Source organism: Alteromonas sp. 38 (assembly GCF_902506055.1).
GTDB classification, from domain to species: Bacteria; Pseudomonadota; Gammaproteobacteria; order Enterobacterales; family Alteromonadaceae; genus Alteromonas; species Alteromonas lipotrueae.
On sequence record NZ_LR733300.1, the window covers coordinates 1,657,572 to 1,673,673 of the forward strand.

Genomic DNA, 16,102 nt, shown 5'->3' on the forward strand with positions numbered 1-16,102 from the left:
AGTGGTAATACGTTCCAACTGGATTGTATAAGTGGTGAAAAAGCATTAGGTTACACTAACTTAGAGGACGATTAAATGATTGATGCTGTGTGTACTTATGGAGAAGAGCGCAAGATTTACAACATTTTAAGTTTTCAGAGGCTATCAGATTCAGATATAGGGAAATTGAGGCAGTATTTACAGTGTCCAAATCCTAAATGTGGAGCAGAGGCCTTCTATAGAAAAAAAAGTAAGGATGGTAAAGCCGCTTGCTTTGGATCGAGATATCACGTTGAAGGCTGCGGTGAAGGGCGTCCATCAAAGCAGCTCGAGCGCGAGGTAAGTCACTCTCGGGAGGTAAATGAAATTCTGATTCATTCAGAGGAAGTACATTTTGAATTTTTTACGAGTGATTTGAGCTTATCAATAACAAGTAATCACGCTAGAAATGTTCAGGCTGAACCGAGGGACATTAATGACAGTAAATCAAACTCGAGCTCAACTGCTGCTGGTATAAACAATAAGTTAGGTATGGAAAAAGCGTTAAATAGCTTGATGCGCGGAAGCGACTTGGGGGACTCTGAAGCTAAGATTCTTTTAGACGATAAGTATCATTACAAAGCTAAAAATTTGTTTGTAAATTTCGCTAACGCAGAAGCTGCTGATAACTCTAGAAGTGCGAAGCCTAAGATGTTTTGGGGCACGATTTCGCATTCCGATTCAGAAATAGAGTGGTTAAATCCTGCCGATTGCGATGATATAGGTATTCCAATTAGCAGACACAGAGACAACCTACTTAAGCGTTTTAAAATAGCTGAAAAACGCGATGTAGAAGGTGCTGGAATAATATTGTTTGGAAAGTGCTTTTGGAACTCACAGAAAAATAGAAAAATCATTGAGCCTTGGAATATAGAACGAATTTATATCTCATTAGATGAAGACTAAACTTATCAAGTTAAACTAGTGGAAATAAAATTTGCTTGAGTGTATTAACAATTTTTTTTACCAAAGTTAGTAACATGTAGCGCTTACAATATGTAACAAGAAGCTGGTGATTTATTAGCCCATCTGAAATACTATGTAAACCAGGGAAGGATCATTGAAATTTTATAGACCTGATTTATTATAAAATTAGTTGCTATTATACCGCTCTCGGAAAAATGAACAAAGCTGGTGTAAAACCACAGCAAACTTGAAAAATTTAGCATTCAGTGATGTGATATACCTCTCTATCGTGGCTCTTGAATAGAGCTAAATATCTAATCAAATTTTAAGGGTTGAAATGGAAAGCAGTTTGATAAAGGTTTGCTACGAAGGCTCCGAAGGTTTATCAGACATCAAGACTATTATGCGGGGTGATATCCTCTACATATCTCTTATAGATGTTCAAAACGCGCTGAATCGTGAAAATACGGAAATTGATGTTACACAAAAGCCTCAGTCGATCTTAAGTATAATTAAAGGTCGCTTAGAAGATTTAGAAAGTGACGAGTTCATTTATATAGAAAATGAAGAGCTTTCCCATCTCGATAAAAAAGAGTTATTCGTGACGCAACCAGGGTTGTTCCGGGTATTGTCACACGACAAAAGTGCTGCAGGTAAAAAATTTCAACGCTGGCTCTATCATGATGTAGTGCCGTCTATATTGAAACATGGCGAGTACCCGCCTCCAATAGTGACGAAAGAATCTGACGTAATGAAAATTGCTAAAACTCTCGTGATGGAAATTGGTGAGAGGGAAAGGCTCGAGCGAGAGACTAAAGAAAGGTTTGCGAAACACGAAGAAGTGCTTAATACACTTACTTCACAATTAAAAACTTTCAAGGGAGATGATGCAGGGATCACATTTATGACTGTTTCCGAGTTTTATAAGAATGACGTACCTGAAGACCTAGATTTGCAGCATGCTTTTGGCTGGTGTTTAAAAATTTGTATAGAGCACAGTGAACCAACCAAAAAATTATTAGAAAACGGAACGGAAATCGTGCGATTTCCAGATTATGTCATCACCGAGGCGGTACAAAAAATTCTGAGAAACACCGACTAAACGTGTTTTTGTATTGAGATATTAAAAAGTAAAGTGAGGTTCCGTCTCACGAATGCATTAGAAAGTTTTTTTAGTATCTGATCTTAGTTACAGAATAGCTACCTAATGCGGCTTCTATAATATGTTCACTCCACCAATTCATCATCGGACGACGGCGTTCAATATAGTCAGTTCTGTTGTAAGCACTTCGCACTTGGTTGTCATCTACATGGGCAAGGGCTGCTTCAATTAAGTCGCGGTCAAAACCTTGTTCATTTAGCGTGGTGCTCGCTAATGATCGTAGGCCGTGGCTAACTAGTCGGTCAGCGAAGCCCATTCGTTTGAGGGCCATGTTTGCTGTTTGGCTATTACATGGCTTTTTGGGGTCACGGTCAGATGGGAATATGAACTCACGATGGCCGCTGATTGGCTTCATAACTTCGAGAATAGCCAACATTTGGTCAGTAAGTGGAATACGCTGATCTCTGCGTTTTTTCATACGTTCCGACGGAATTGTCCAAACCTTACTTTCCATATCAATCTCTTTCCACATAGCACCAGATGTTTCGCTCGGCCTTGTCATTGTGTGGAGTTGCCACTCAATAAGACAGCGTGTGGTTCGCTTAATACTAGCGTTAGCAATTGCTCCCATAAGCTCAGGTAGTTCTGCTGGCTTCAATGCAGCCATGTTTTCCTTTTTCGGCTTTTTAAACGCTGCTTTAATTCCTACAAGTGGGTTAGCTTGAATAAATCCACAGTTTGTAGCGAAGTTCATTATTTCATTTAGACGCTGTGATAAGCGTTTTACTGTTTCTAAACTGCCTTTAGCCTCAATTGGCTTAAGTAAGTCGATAATTTGTGGGGCAGTAATAGCACTTACCGGAACTTTCGATATTGAAGGGAATATGTGTAGCTCTAAAGAGCGCCAGATATCAACCGCGTAGTCAGGTGTAATATCGTCCTTTTTAATTTCAAACCATTCTTTAGCTACGTTACTGAATGTATGCTGGTGGACAGACATATATTCCTGTTGCTGACGTTTGCGCTCTTCTTGAGGGTCTATGCCTTGCGCAAGTAATTCGTTTGCTTCAAGCGTTGCTTTACGAGCATTCGCTAATGATAGGTCAGGGTACTTGCCTAGACTGAGGTTAGCTCTTTTACGGCTAGTAGGCCTGTAATAATTAAATATCCAATTTTTAGAACCATTTGGCTTAATACGAAGTCGTAGGCCATCACCATCAAACAGGTTATATTCTTTTTCGCTTGGCTTTGCAGATTTGATTTCTTTATCAGATAGTCGTGTAGTAACTTTTGCCATAATGGGTACACCAATTTCATCTAGTTTGCGTAGTGTACCCAATGGTGTACCTAAAAATCAAAGAAGCTAAGGGAAGCTATTGAACGTTAAAATACGCTAAGTTATTGATTTTACTGCGGTGCGGACACAAAAAAAGACGCCCTAGGACGTCTTTAAATGTAGAATTGGTGGAGCTGGCGGGATTTGAACCCGCGTCCAGAAAATGTCTACCTTTGGTACTACATGCTTAGTTTGTCTTTTCTTTAACTACTTTAGACCCCGACAAACAGGGTTCTTGGTAGCTGTCCCGATACTATTTCGCGGTTCAACCTCAGGAGAGTTTCCCTCGCTAGTTTGCTTGGATGACCTTCCGAATCCACGCTAGCAAACAAAGCTGTGGTGGAAGGGCCTATACCGGTTATTAAGCGGCTAGTGCGTAGTTTTCGTCGTTTGCGACTATTTGTATGCGGCTTTTTTAAGAGGCCAGCCGCACCTCTGCATGCACCTCCGGCTTCCAAGATCCTGTCGAATCCTAATCAGCCCCGAGTGTGAAAGCGAAGTATAACATAACTTGCTTGCGGTTAAATGATTTCTTTATATTTTGCTTTCAAAAGATGCATTTATCGTCAATAACCATTAAAGTGTACCGGCTTAAAATTACAATTGATGTGCCAATGCCTTCAGACTCAATAATATATACGCCTTATACCTTACCTTGCGGGGTAGTGGTACGTAATCGCCTTGTAAAAGCGGCGATGGAAGAGAACATGTCGAGTGCGGGCTGTCTTCCTGGTAGTGCGCTGTATACGCTTTACCGGTACTGGGCGCATGGAAACTTGGGCATGGTTATTACGGGCAACGTGATGGTCGATCGCGAGTCGATGACAGGCCCGGGCGGTGTTGTGCTAGATAAAAACTCTCCCTTAGAACCGTTCGAGCGCTGGGCTAAAATTATTAAGTCAAATGGCGCGCTGGCGGTGATGCAAATTAATCACCCTGGTCGTCAGGTATTTAAGGCTATGCAAGGCAAAGCCATCGCGCCCTCGGCTGTACCTCTTAAGATGGGTAAACACTCAAAACTGTTTGCCGTTCCAAAAGAAATGACCTGCCAAGACATTCACGATGTGTGCAAACGCTTTGTCGAAACCGCAGTGCAAGCGCAAAAAGCGGGTTTTGATGGCGTTGAAATTCACGCGGCCCATGGTTATCTACTCACCCAATTTTTATCGCCACTAACCAATCAGCGACAAGACGAGTGGGGCGGTTCTATTATCAATCGTGCGCGTTTACTGATTAATATTGTTAGCCAAATTCGCGCGGTATGCCCAAGTGGCTTTATTGTTATGGTGAAACTTAATTCTGCTGATTTTCAGCGCAATGGGTTTAGTTTTGATGATGCCTGTGAAGTAGTACGCCGTTTAGAAGCATTAGGTGTTGATGTAGTGGAATTGTCAGGCGGTAGTTATGAAGCGCCGGCCATGCAAGGGCAAACTCGAGACGATACCACGCTTGCACGTGAAGCTTACTTCTTAGAATTTGCGCACACCCTTGAAACTAAAACCGATATTCCGTTAATGACAACGGGGGGGATCAAGCGGGCTGAGGTTGCTGAAGAAGTGATTCAGCAAGGTTGTTCACTGGTGGGTTTAGCCAGTGCGTTGGCCATTACCCCTGATTTAGCCAAGAAATGGCAGCAAGAATGGCGTTATTCTGGTGTTATTCCACACTGTACGTGGAAAGATAAATCGTTAGCAAGTTTAGCAAACATGGCAATGGTTCGCCGTCAGCTAAGGCGTTTAGGTAATAATTTAACAACCTTGCGTTCGCCATCGCCATTGTGGAGCTTAGTGCTTGATATGTTGCACCGCAAGTCTATGACTAAGCGTGATGTTATTGCTAAAAATGGTAGTGTCCAGCTTGCTAGCCAAGAAAATAGCAGTGGCAAAAACGTTAGCGCTGATAATACGAGTAAAGTAAGTGCTAGTTCAGTTAGTGCAAGTACAAGTGATATTAGGGCGCATCAGCCCAATAAATAATGAGCAGCTAAAAGTAAAACACAGCGTTAAACGCTGTGTTTCATCATTCTTTCTTTCTGACGTTGCCAGTCTTGATCTTTCAATGAGTCTCGTTTGTCTCGTTCATGCTTACCTTTGGCAAGATTGATTTCTAACTTAACCCAGCATTTCTTCCAATACATGGCGGTGGCTACAATAGAGTAACCTTGTCGGTCTCTTGCACCCATAAGTCGGTCTAGTTCGCGCTTTTTCAATAACAATTTACGCGCACGTTCAGGTTCACACACAACGTGAGTAGAGGCTTGGTTTAACGGGCTTATGCGACAACCTACTAAATAAGCTTCGGCATTTTGAATAATCACATAGCAATCGGAAATGTTAACTTTACCTGAGCGAATACTTTTAATTTCCCAGCCTTGAAGCTGAATACCTGCTTCAAATTTGTCCTCTAGGAAATAGTCGTGGCGCGCTTTTTTGTTTTGCGCGATGGTACCTGTGGTGTTTTTGTTGGCTTTATTCTTTTTCATGCTCGCTATTATACTGATTGTCGTAAGAATGTCTGTATACCTATAGCAATATTTATTAGTTCATTTACTAATATTTTTTAGTGCAAAAAGGTATTGTGGCCTTACATAACGATGTGGGGGCGAAACGGAAAAAGCGAAGATGAGAGAAGGGTTTTTTCTGTGGTATTTTTTCTATGATATAATGCGCCTTTCGGTATTTATATAGTGAAGTACATGGCGAGTATACAACGCAGTGCATTGGTAGCACACAGCGCCCAGGCTATGTTCGACTTGGTAAACGATGTTGCGGCTTACCCGCAGTTCTTACCAGGTTGTCGAGACAGCAAGGTTTTAGAAGCATCTGGTGAAAACATGAAAGCCTCATTGTTAGTGGCAAAAGCAGGCATTAAGCAGTGGTTCACTACCCATAACGAACTTGAACCAGGTAAGCGTATAGATATGCAGCTTGTCGATGGTCCGTTTCGCTATTTAACCGGCGGTTGGACGTTTTCAGCGTTATCTGACGAAGCCTGTAAAATAGAGTTAAACCTTGAGTTTGAATTTACCAATAAGTTAGTAGAAATGGCGTTTGGCAAAATCTTCAACAATTTGGCGGCCAATATGGTTGTAGCGTTCACCGAACGTGCTAGGAGTGTTTACGCGTGAGTGAAGGCTTAATGCATATTGAAGTGGCCTATGCACTTCCTACTAAGCAATCTTTGGTTGATGTGTCGATAAAGGAAGGCGCAACAGTGGAAGAGGTAATCCATGCTTCGAACCTGTTAAATGAATACCCAGATATTGATTTATCGAGCACCAAAGTCGGCATTTGGAGCAGCGTGGTTAAATTGCGCGATACTGTTAAGGATGGCGACAGAATAGAAATTTACCGCCCACTTATTGCCGACCCTAAAGAAATTAGAAAACGCCGCGCTGAAAAAGCCAAAGAAGAAGGCCGCGCCGATAAAGTGACTGGCGGCAGGGTTAACCCTTTGAAGGCCACTGATAGACAAACTGGCAAGCAAACTGATTGAAGCTTTGGTTAAGCCCGTTAAATAGAGATTTTCTACCCGTAGAAATAAGTTTTTATGAGTACAAATAAAAACAGCCAGCATATGCTGGCTGTTTTGTTTCAGTTTATCGTAAGCACTGCCCGAGCTAATTAACTCAAACAATCTGCACTAAGCGCTAGTTAAGTTTTTCTGAAATACTACCAAGCTCAAGAAACGGTGATGCGTCAATATCTTCTGCATCCATCATGCTCGCAATTCGCTGAACAGTAGCAACCATTTGGCTTTGCTCCCATTCTTTTAGCTGCGAAAAACGCTCCACGAAGTGTTCTTGAAGTGGGCGAGGCGCGTTCACAACTGCTACCTTTCCTTTCTCAGTAAGGAATACGCCAACTTTGCGCTTATCCTGTGTACTTCGAATACGGGTTGCTAAATCTCTGCCTTCAAGGCGATCAAGAATATTAGTAATGGTCGCAGGGCTCAGGTTTATGTTCTCAGCAATTTCTCGCACCATAATACCTGGCTTCTCTTGAATATTTTGCATTACCAATAATTGTGGGCCTGTTAGCCCAACATGCTTACTCAACTGCTTGCTGCGTAAATCGACGGCGCGGATCACGCGCCGTAGAGCAACCAACAATTCTTCTTCTTTTCGCATTTTATTCCTAATAAATCTGCAACCCTAACCCAAACTACTTAAGCAAATGGATAAAGTGTTGATGCTTTTGAAATTGATCAATAACGTCATTAATGACTGAGATCTTAGACCATCCCATAATGTCGTAGTTTTGACCACCTTCACTTAAGTGAACTTCTGCGCGATAGTACGTGGGCTTTTCGCCTTCGTCTACCTCTGGCATGTCACTCGGGCCAAATTCTGGCTGATGAGTAACCGAAGGGTACACTGCGTATACAAAATCAGGATCGCTTCCCATAGTGACGGTTAACATCAACGCCTCTTCGGTTTCATCAATCACAATTTCAAATTGCTGTGTTTCGAACTCTTTCCCAACTTCTGTCATGGCGGGTTTCACAATTTTCTGTAAATAGCGCCTAACTACGGCTTCATCGGGAAAGGTTACTATGTTCTCTAACCTATCTTTCCAGTTTTTATCACCGTCATTATGCTGCGGCGTTCCGGCAAGCACTTGTAAGCTTTCACGCTTATAGGCTTCTACCCGTAGCGCCTTCAACAGCCCCACTATCGCTATGAGTAACACTATTGCGAAGGGCAGTGCCGATGCAATTGTCATGGTTTGAAGTGCCCCCAAACCACCCGCATAGAGCAGAACCGCACTTACCACACCTACACCAACAGCCCAGTAAATTCGCTGCCACAGTGGCGTGTCGTTTCTACCATGCGAACATAGCATGTCTACTACCATTGCCCCAGAATCGCACGATGTTACAAAGAACACGATTACCATTATTACGGCAATAAAGCTTAATACCGACGAGAACGGGAATTGCTCTAAGAACACGAATAGCGCGACAGCACTATCCTCGTTGACCATGGTGGCTAATATATCCTTACCATGCACGAGTACTTGGTCGATAGCACCATTACCAAATACAGTCATCCAGAAAAGCGTAAAGGCAGATGGGATAAGTAACACACCTAAGATAAATTCACGAATAGTACGACCGTATGAAATACGCGCAATGAACAAGCCTACGAAAGGTGCCCAGGCTAACCACCAGCCCCAATAGAAGATGGTCCAGCCACCAATCCAATCAGTTTTGTCATAGGCAAATAAATTGAAGGTGTTTCTAACTAAGTCAGATAAGTACGCCCCCGTATTTTGCATATAGGCTTGTAGTAAAAATACTGTTGGGCCTAATACTAGAACGATAAGAAGCAGTAAAATGGCTAAAACCATGTTGGTCTCAGATAGAATACGAATACCTTTATCTAGTCCTGTTGCTACAGAGATGACGGCTAAGCCGATAACCGCTGCCATAATTATTATTTGAACAGTGGTATTTGAAGGTAAGCCGAATAAGTAATTAAAGCCCGCATTAACTTGAGATGCGCCTAACCCTAGTGATGTTGAAACACCAAACACGGTAGAGGTAACGGCAAAAATATCGACAACATGGCCTGGCCATCCGTAAATTCTGTCACCGATTAACGGGTATAGGGCAGAACGTAAGGTTAGCGGTAAATTCTGTCGGTATGCAAAGTAGGCCAATATCAGCGCCACCACAGCATAAATTGCCCAAGCATGCACACCCCAATGGAAAAAGGTCGTTTTCATTGCTTCGCGCACAGCATCAATACTTTCAGCTTGGGCCGTCGGTGGTGCTAAAAAGTGCATCAGGGGCTCGGCGACACCAAAAAACATAAGTCCTATACCCATACCGGCAGCGAATAGCATAGATAGCCACGTAGTGAACTTGAATTCTGGTAATGCGTGGTCGGGGCCCAGCTTAATTTCACCATAGCGAGACATGCCCAGATAAACTACAAATAACAATACAATTGCTACCGTAAGTACATAAAACCAGCTGCCATTAGTCACAATGACTGATTGTATAGTTTTGAAAAGTGAATCTGCAGTTTCAGGCAAAGCTGCCGCAAAAATGAGCAGGCAGGCAATAATTATGGAAGATGTGTAAAACACGGGTTTGTTTAAAGGTGATGTGTTCTCAGTTTCGCTCACGCTAATACTCGTCCTTTCTCTTTTCTGTCGACTTAGAGTTATTACGCAGAAATATACAGTATGGAACAACTTTTATAAACTTTGATTGTAATTATTAGAGCTGATTCTTTAAATGAATAGCACTTTTATAAATTCACGTTATAGAACGGGTAAAAACTAAAGTATAAGTTAATAAATAATCGTTAGAGTAGAAATTAATCTTGGTTTGTGGGTTAATAGAAATGTTATTATTGATAAGTGTTTTAAGTAAACACTGTTCAAAGAATAAAAAATCACCTAATAGGGAAAACACACATTATGCGTAAAACTCAGCTTAGCTGTGCAATTGTTGCTGCATTGGCATCTTCACCGTTGCTCGCTCAAGAATCTGAAGCGCCAGCGAAACTTGAAACTATAGAAGTTACAGCCACTAAACGCGCCGAATCTATCCAAGATGTACCTGTCGCCGTTACTGCACTTAATGGTAAAGCACTCGAAAATTTAGGCATTGATAATTTTCAAGACTACGTTGAATTCCTTCCAAACGTAGTGTTTCAGGGCACAGGCCCGGGCCAAAACGAAATTTATATTCGTGGCGCGGCAACTACCCAATCAAATATCATGTTATCTTCAGTTCAAGCATTACAACCCTCCGTTGCTTTCTATGTAGATGAACAGCCTGTATCAATGGCTGGTCGTAACCTAGACGTGTACGCTACTGACGTTGCGCGTGTTGAAGTCTTACCTGGGCCACAAGGTACTTTGTTCGGTGCAAGCTCTCAGGCAGGTACAATTCGTTTGATCACGAATAAACCCGACCTAAACAGTTTTGGTGCTGGTTTTGATACCAATATTGGTTTCACCAAAGGCGGTGAAATGAGTAACTCGGTAACGGCTTACTTCAATATGCCACTTACCGACAAGTTAGGTTTCCGCGTTGCGGCTTACAACGATAAGCAAGGCGGCTGGATTGATAACGTGATGAACGTGCCAGGCGAAGGTGGTTACATTGGAAGCGCGGTAGTTATCGACCGTATCTCTGGCGGCCCACTTGCTGATCCGGTTGCTATGGATCAAAACCGCGTAACTAACCCTGCTATCAATTCAAACGAAGAAGCCTCTGTAGTATCACCTCAGAACGATGCGTTAGTTGAAGATGATTTCAACGATGCTTTGTACACAGGTGCTCGTTTTGGTCTGTTGTATGAATTTAATGATGATTGGGATTTGCTAGTTCAGCACACCCAACAAACGTTAGATACTGAAGGTGTATTTGCTTACGACCCAACCCTTGAAGGCGAAAGCTCAGCAATTCGTTTTGCTCAAGAAGAAAACAAAGATGAGTTCGGATTAACGACTTGGACATTAGAAGGTCGTTTAGAAAAACTAGACCTTGTGTACACAGGTGGTTATTTAGATCGTGAAATCGATACCTTAGCTGATTACACGGGCTACACCAATGGCGGTGCTTTCGCAGCGTATTATGTGTGTAACCACTATGAGTCTGGCGTTGAAGCTGAAGATCAGCGTTGTCTAGATCCAACCAAGTATTTTAGAGAAGATACAACCACAACCCGTTCAACTCACGAGCTTCGTTTTGTGACTACCATGGATACACCTTGGCGCGTAACGGCTGGTTTGTTCTATGATGACCAGGAAGTGGCAACAGTAGGGCAGTTCAAAATTGCTAATACTGACGGCGAGCTTACACAATACGGCTTCAACAACCTACAAAAAACCCTAGTAGGTACTGATGGTATAAACAGCGATGGAGGCCCGTTCCCATCCGAAATTAGCTTTATCAACGATATTACCCATACCGTTGAGCAAATTGCTGTATTTGGTCAGTTTGAATACGATATTACCGATTCACTAACCGCGAGTGTTGGTGCCCGTTGGTATCAAATAGATGATATCTACACAGGTTCAACCTCTACCGTTGACGTAACACGTCGTGTTAAAGCATTTGGTTCACTTGACCCAGATGAGCTAGCTGCGGTAGGCCTAGACCCAGATGCAGTAAATGCTGCTATTGCTAGTGGTCAGCTAGAAACAGATTTGCTTGGTAGCGATGGTGTACTTACCGTTGACGATACTATCTTCAAATTCTCACTAGATTGGAAAGTTAACGATGATGTTCTATTGTTTGCTAACTATTCAGAAGGTTTCCGTCCGCCAGTAACCAACCGTGTTGGTGGTGGTTTGGCGAAAAACCAAAACGGTGCATTTGAAAACTTCCGGATTCCAGTGTACTCAACCACAGATACCCTCGATAATTACGAGTTAGGTGTGAAGGGTGACTTCTTAGACGGTATTCTACGTGTAAACGCTACAGCGTATTACTCTGAAATTTCTGACTTACAAACGTCACGTTTCGACCCAACTAACATTTCTTTCTTAGTATTTACCGACAACGTTGGTGATGCAGAGATTCAAGGTTTGGATGCTGACATTACTTGGTTAGCCACAGACGACTTAGTGATTAACGCAGCATTTAGTTTATTAAATACTGAACTAACCAGCGTAAATTCTGAACTAGAAGGCATTGCCGCGGGTGTAGGCTCTGAGCTTCCTTATTCTGCAGGCTTCTCGGGTAACATCAACGCGCGTTATTTCTTCGAACTAGAAGGTGACAAGCGTGGTTATGTGAATGGCTCTGTAAGCTACACGGGTGACCGTTATGCTGGCATGGTAATGGACGCTTACGTAATGGAAGATGCGACGCAACTTATTTACGGCACAGGTTCTGGCCTTAAAATTGAGAAGCATGCTGATGTTTACGAAGGGGTAACCTACACCGACTCTAACGGTGACGTATTTGAAGGTGGCCGTTACGTACAAGAATCTTACATGCTAGCTAACCTAGCCGTTGGTGTGACTAACGATGTCTGGAAAGCCGAGCTTTATGTTGATAACGTGTTTGATGAAAGCGCGATATTAAATATTGATACTCAGCAGTTTACACCTAAGGTAGTAACGAATCGTCCACGCACTATTGGTGTTCGTTTCTCTTACGATTACTACTAAGCCCATTGGGTGTAATCTGACTTTGGTGTAATTTGAGTTTGATGTAACATGTTACACCTACCTAAAACGGCATTCCTTAGGGTATGCCGTTTTTTTATGTTTTTAGGCATGCTGTATTTATGAATTCACAAGAACAACAAACCCTTTCTGCGTTAAAACAAAGTTTGATGCAGTCTAATCATCAGCATGTTATTGCGCAGAGTAAGCAGTTTCTTGATGCTAAACCCAGCGAAGATGCAACCCGCGAAGCCATGTATGTCATGGCAGTGGCGTACCGACTATCCGGGAATATCAAAAATGCTATTACTACGCTTTCACAGTTAGTCGGCTTGTTCCCTGATTATGGTAGAGGCTTTCAAGAGTTGGGCTACTGCTATGCTCGCGACAATGCCCACAGCGAAGCTGCCAATGCTTTTTATCAAGCAACCCGTTTTAATCCAGCGTTATTAGCTGCGTGGCAGCAACTTGAAGCGGTATATCAGCGTGACAATCAACCCCAAGCCCTTCTATTAGCGCAGCAGCACATCAGTTTCCTGCAAAGCTTGCCCAAACCCTTGCTTGGCGCACACGACCTTATGCACGAAGGTCAATTGCATAAAGCAGAGCAGGTCTGCCGTCAGTTTTTAGCCAAAAACAAACATCACCCTGAAGCAATGATGCTACTGGCAGAATTAGGCGTACAGCTAAAGGTGTATCACGATGCTGAGTTTTTACTAGAAAGCTGTGTTGCACTTTACCCTGAAAACGATAAAGCCCAAGCGGCTTATCAGGGGCTACTGGCAAAACTGGGCAAATTTCCGCAAGCCGCAAAGGTTGCACGAGCGCGCTTAGCACAACAGTCAAATAGCTTTTCTATAAAGGTAAGTTTAGCCCATGCTCTCGTGGGTGTAGGTGAGTTAGAAGAAGCGATTGGTATTTATCATAGCTTACTGGCCGATAAACAAGACCGCCCCGCACTGTGGGTTGCCCTCGGGCATTCGTTAAAAGCAAAGGGAGACGTGAAAGAGGCCATTGCTTCTTATGAAAAAGCCGCCGACTTCGCACCTGATTTTGGCGATGCGTATTGGAGCCTAGCTAACACGAAAACTTATCGGTTTGATGATAACGCCTTGGCGGTTATGCAACTTCAAGAAGCGTTAGAAACGACAAAGCTAGACGACAGAATTCACCTTTGCTTTGCACTAGGGAAAGGCTTTGAAGATGCCAAGCAGGCCGACAAAGCGTTTGATTATTATGCTAAAGGTAACAGCCTTAAAAAGCGCACGCATCGATTCGACATTACCCGCACAGAAGCGGCACTTGAAGCGCAAGCATTGGCCTGCGATGCCGAATTAATGAGTGAATTTAGTGGTTGTGATGCACCAGATCCTATTTTTATTGTTGGCTTGCCAAGGGCGGGCTCTACGTTGCTAGAGCAAATTTTGGCGTCTCACTCTATGGTAGATGGCACCATGGAGCTACATGATATTTTAGGCATTGCCTCTAGCTTAAGTAATCAAAAGAAAGCGTACCCGTATAATCTTGCCGATTTATCTGATGAAGCGTGCATTGCCCTTGGCGAAAAATACATGGCGCAAACTCAAGCGTATCGCCAAGCAGCGCCTTTCTTTATTGATAAAATGCCGAATAACTTTGTACATATTGGGCTTATAAAGCGCATTTTACCGAACGCGAAAATTATTGATGCTAGACGCGACCCCATGGATTGTTGTTTCAGTGGCTTTAAGCAGTTATTCGGGGAAGGGCAGGAGTTCAGCTATTCGTTAGATGATATTGGCCGTTATTATTGCGCTTATGAAAAGCTAATGAACCACTGGCATAAGGTATTGCCCGATCACATTCTTACTGTACAGCACGAAGATGTGCTTGAAGATTTGGAAGGACAAGTACATCGTATTCTTGATTTTTGTGGCTTGCCATTTGAACCTGCTTGTTTGTCTTTCTATGAAACCAAACGAGTGATTAAAACCCCAAGTTCAGAACAAGTACGCCAGCCAATATACAAAACGGGTATGCAGCAGTGGAAACCGTTTGAAGGGTACTTAGATGAACTTAAATTGGCGTTAACTAAACGAAGCAACATGTCTTAGGAACGTTTATGTCTTTAAAAAATAGCTTCACATTGATGGCTCAATACAATCAGTGGATGAACGAGTCTGTATATTCAGCTGCATCGCAATTGAGCCCAGCCGCATTGAGTGAAGATGTGGGGGCTTTTTTTGGATCTATCTTAGGCACGCTTAACCACATATTGGTTGCCGATATTATTTGGCTTCAGCGATTTGCACAGCATCCTGATAAGTTCAACGAGTTAGACTGCGTAGTGGCAATGCCACTTCCTAAAACGCTAGATGAAATGCTTTTTGAGGATTTAACAGCACTTCGTACCGTAAGAGCAAAAGTGGATGAGTCTATTGTGGCCTTCGCCAATGCATTATCAAGCGAAGTGCTAACGACTGACTTGTCATTTCGAGATACTACGGGCTCACCATATACAAAAAACTTCGGTCAGCTTATACAGCACTTATTCAACCATCAAACACATCACCGTGGGCAAATTACTACCTTACTATCGCAGCGCGGTTTAGATGTAGGGGCGACCGATTTACTGGAGCTAATCCCTGAGATTAAAAACACCTAAGTTGTTAAACAAACAACTCATTTTGCTTTTCAAAAATTGGCATCTCTATAATTTTCAGACAGGGCCTCAAACCCACTCACTAAGTCGGAAAGCTCTTCATCAATGCCTTGCTGCCGTTGGCGGTGAAATTGTCGGGAAAGCTCGGTTTGAATTTCTTCTATATTTTTTTCGGCACGTTGCATAGCAGTTAATCTACTTGCGTTTTCACTAGCCAATGATTCAGTGCATGCCCTATACAAGGTAGAAAATAAATACTCGCCAATTAATGCACTAAACGTTCTCTTTGTATCAGTAAGCAACTGAGGTAAACAGCGGGAAGGCCAACGCGTTACGATTAGCTTTTGATGCCATTCGCTATCAAGCGGCAATACCTTCTGACTACATGCCTCGTATTTTGCGTTGGGTAAACTACGATTAAATACAATGTGTAGTGCAGATAGTTCATTTGATTGCTGCAGTGCTTCTATTTCTTGCAGCAATGAAGTGACCAGCCCTGTTACTGCATTAATTGAACTAGGGAGCGCAAAAGGCTGCTCAAGAGGTATATTCAAACTACTTAAGTGAGTTTGAATACGTTCACCAATAGCCCACACCCGCTTTTCGCCTGGCAGCGTGTTCATAGTGTTAAGCAGATGGGAAACCAAGGCGTCGTTGAATTTACCGACTAGTCCCTGATCAGAACCAATGGCGATGAACCCTACCTTGCCTAAAGACGTTGTTTTGTTCACTGTTGAATAGTTTACTGCTTTGCTATTTATTTGATTACTATGAAAATAAGCAACTAACCCGAGCTGTACAGTTTTGTAATAATCATCAAGTGCTGCAACCGCCATTTCATACTGGCTAATATTCGCTGCTGCCATTGCCTTCATAGTTCTCACCACCGACTTTAAGTCATTGGCACTATTAATTTTGCGCTGTAAGCCGCTGCTTAACTCTCCCATGTTAGCTCTCCCATG

13 protein-coding genes and 1 other RNA gene are annotated in these 16,102 nt (G+C 42.8%); 8 read left to right on the forward strand and 6 right to left on the reverse strand.

Annotated features, from left to right (window positions below; translation table 11 throughout):
* The first annotated feature begins 75 nt into the window (after nt 1–75).
* Both FLAVO9R_RS07120 and FLAVO9R_RS07125 read left to right on the forward strand, forming a co-directional pair.
* Nucleotides 76–924, forward strand: coding sequence for a hypothetical protein (locus tag FLAVO9R_RS07120; RefSeq protein WP_159530025.1), 849 nt, complete (start codon nt 76–78; stop codon nt 922–924).
* 337 nt (nt 925–1,261) lie between these two features.
* Nucleotides 1,262–2,026 carry a BRO family protein gene (locus FLAVO9R_RS07125; protein ID WP_159530027.1) on the forward strand — a complete coding sequence of 255 codons (765 nt, stop codon included), beginning with the start codon at nt 1,262–1,264 and terminating at the stop codon, nt 2,024–2,026.
* A gap of 70 nt (nt 2,027–2,096) precedes the next feature.
* Here the strand turns inward: FLAVO9R_RS07125 and FLAVO9R_RS07130 are convergent, their stop codons facing one another.
* Both FLAVO9R_RS07130 and ssrA read right to left on the reverse strand, forming a co-directional pair.
* Nucleotides 2,097–3,323: an integrase domain-containing protein gene (locus FLAVO9R_RS07130; RefSeq protein ID WP_159534467.1), complete on the reverse strand. Its 1,227-nt coding sequence runs from the start codon at nt 3,321–3,323 to the stop codon at nt 2,097–2,099.
* A gap of 165 nt (nt 3,324–3,488) precedes the next feature.
* Nucleotides 3,489–3,846: a transfer-messenger RNA gene (ssrA, locus tag FLAVO9R_RS07135) on the reverse strand.
* A gap of 130 nt (nt 3,847–3,976) precedes the next feature.
* On the opposite strand from ssrA, the gene FLAVO9R_RS07140 reads away from it, so the two are divergent.
* Nucleotides 3,977–5,338: an NADH:flavin oxidoreductase/NADH oxidase family protein gene (locus FLAVO9R_RS07140; protein WP_232370601.1), complete on the forward strand. Its 1,362-nt coding sequence runs from the start codon at nt 3,977–3,979 to the stop codon at nt 5,336–5,338.
* Between the two features lie 26 nt (nt 5,339–5,364).
* Here FLAVO9R_RS07140 and smpB read toward each other — a convergent pair whose 3' ends face one another.
* Nucleotides 5,365–5,844, reverse strand: a complete 480-nt coding sequence (gene smpB, locus FLAVO9R_RS07145) for an SsrA-binding protein SmpB (protein WP_013783878.1) — start codon at nt 5,842–5,844, stop codon at nt 5,365–5,367.
* Between the two features lie 213 nt (nt 5,845–6,057).
* Here smpB and FLAVO9R_RS07150 point away from each other — a divergent pair, with 213 nt between their 5' ends.
* A complete protein-coding gene (locus tag FLAVO9R_RS07150; RefSeq protein ID WP_013783879.1) occupies nt 6,058–6,489 on the forward strand; it encodes a type II toxin-antitoxin system RatA family toxin in 432 nt (143 codons plus the stop codon).
* Nucleotides 6,486–6,857, forward strand: coding sequence for an RnfH family protein (locus tag FLAVO9R_RS07155; RefSeq protein WP_159530031.1), 372 nt, complete (start codon nt 6,486–6,488; stop codon nt 6,855–6,857). Before FLAVO9R_RS07150 ends, FLAVO9R_RS07155 begins: the two co-directional genes overlap by 4 nt.
* A 154-nt stretch (nt 6,858–7,011) precedes the next feature.
* On the opposite strand, the gene FLAVO9R_RS07160 is transcribed toward FLAVO9R_RS07155, so the two are convergent.
* On the reverse strand, nt 7,012–7,491 hold the full coding sequence (locus FLAVO9R_RS07160) for a MarR family winged helix-turn-helix transcriptional regulator (RefSeq protein ID WP_159530033.1): 480 nt from the start codon (nt 7,489–7,491) through the stop codon (nt 7,012–7,014).
* A gap of 34 nt (nt 7,492–7,525) precedes the next feature.
* Complete coding sequence (locus FLAVO9R_RS07165) at nt 7,526–9,496, reverse strand: BCCT family transporter (protein ID WP_159530035.1); 1,971 nt, start codon at nt 9,494–9,496, stop codon at nt 7,526–7,528.
* A 297-nt stretch (nt 9,497–9,793) separates the two neighbouring features.
* Here FLAVO9R_RS07165 and FLAVO9R_RS07170 point away from each other — a divergent pair, with 297 nt between their 5' ends.
* The 3 genes from FLAVO9R_RS07170 (at nt 9,794) to FLAVO9R_RS07180 (ending at nt 15,143) form a co-directional block, all read left to right on the forward strand.
* The gene (locus FLAVO9R_RS07170; protein WP_159530037.1) at nt 9,794–12,502 is read left to right on the forward strand and encodes a TonB-dependent receptor; all 2,709 of its coding nucleotides are present in this window, start codon (nt 9,794–9,796) and stop codon (nt 12,500–12,502) included.
* Nucleotides 12,503–12,621: 119 nt separating this feature from the next.
* Entirely contained in the window at nt 12,622–14,592 is a 1,971-nt protein-coding gene (locus FLAVO9R_RS07175) for a tetratricopeptide repeat-containing sulfotransferase family protein (RefSeq protein WP_159530039.1), read from the forward strand.
* Nucleotides 14,593–14,600: 8 nt separating this feature from the next.
* Nucleotides 14,601–15,143, forward strand: coding sequence for a DinB family protein (locus FLAVO9R_RS07180; protein ID WP_159530041.1), 543 nt, complete (start codon nt 14,601–14,603; stop codon nt 15,141–15,143).
* A gap of 29 nt (nt 15,144–15,172) precedes the next feature.
* On the opposite strand, the gene FLAVO9R_RS07185 is transcribed toward FLAVO9R_RS07180, so the two are convergent.
* Nucleotides 15,173–16,087, reverse strand: a complete 915-nt coding sequence (locus tag FLAVO9R_RS07185) for a F0F1 ATP synthase subunit gamma (protein WP_159530043.1) — start codon at nt 16,085–16,087, stop codon at nt 15,173–15,175.
* Nucleotides 16,088–16,102 lie beyond the last annotated feature (15 nt).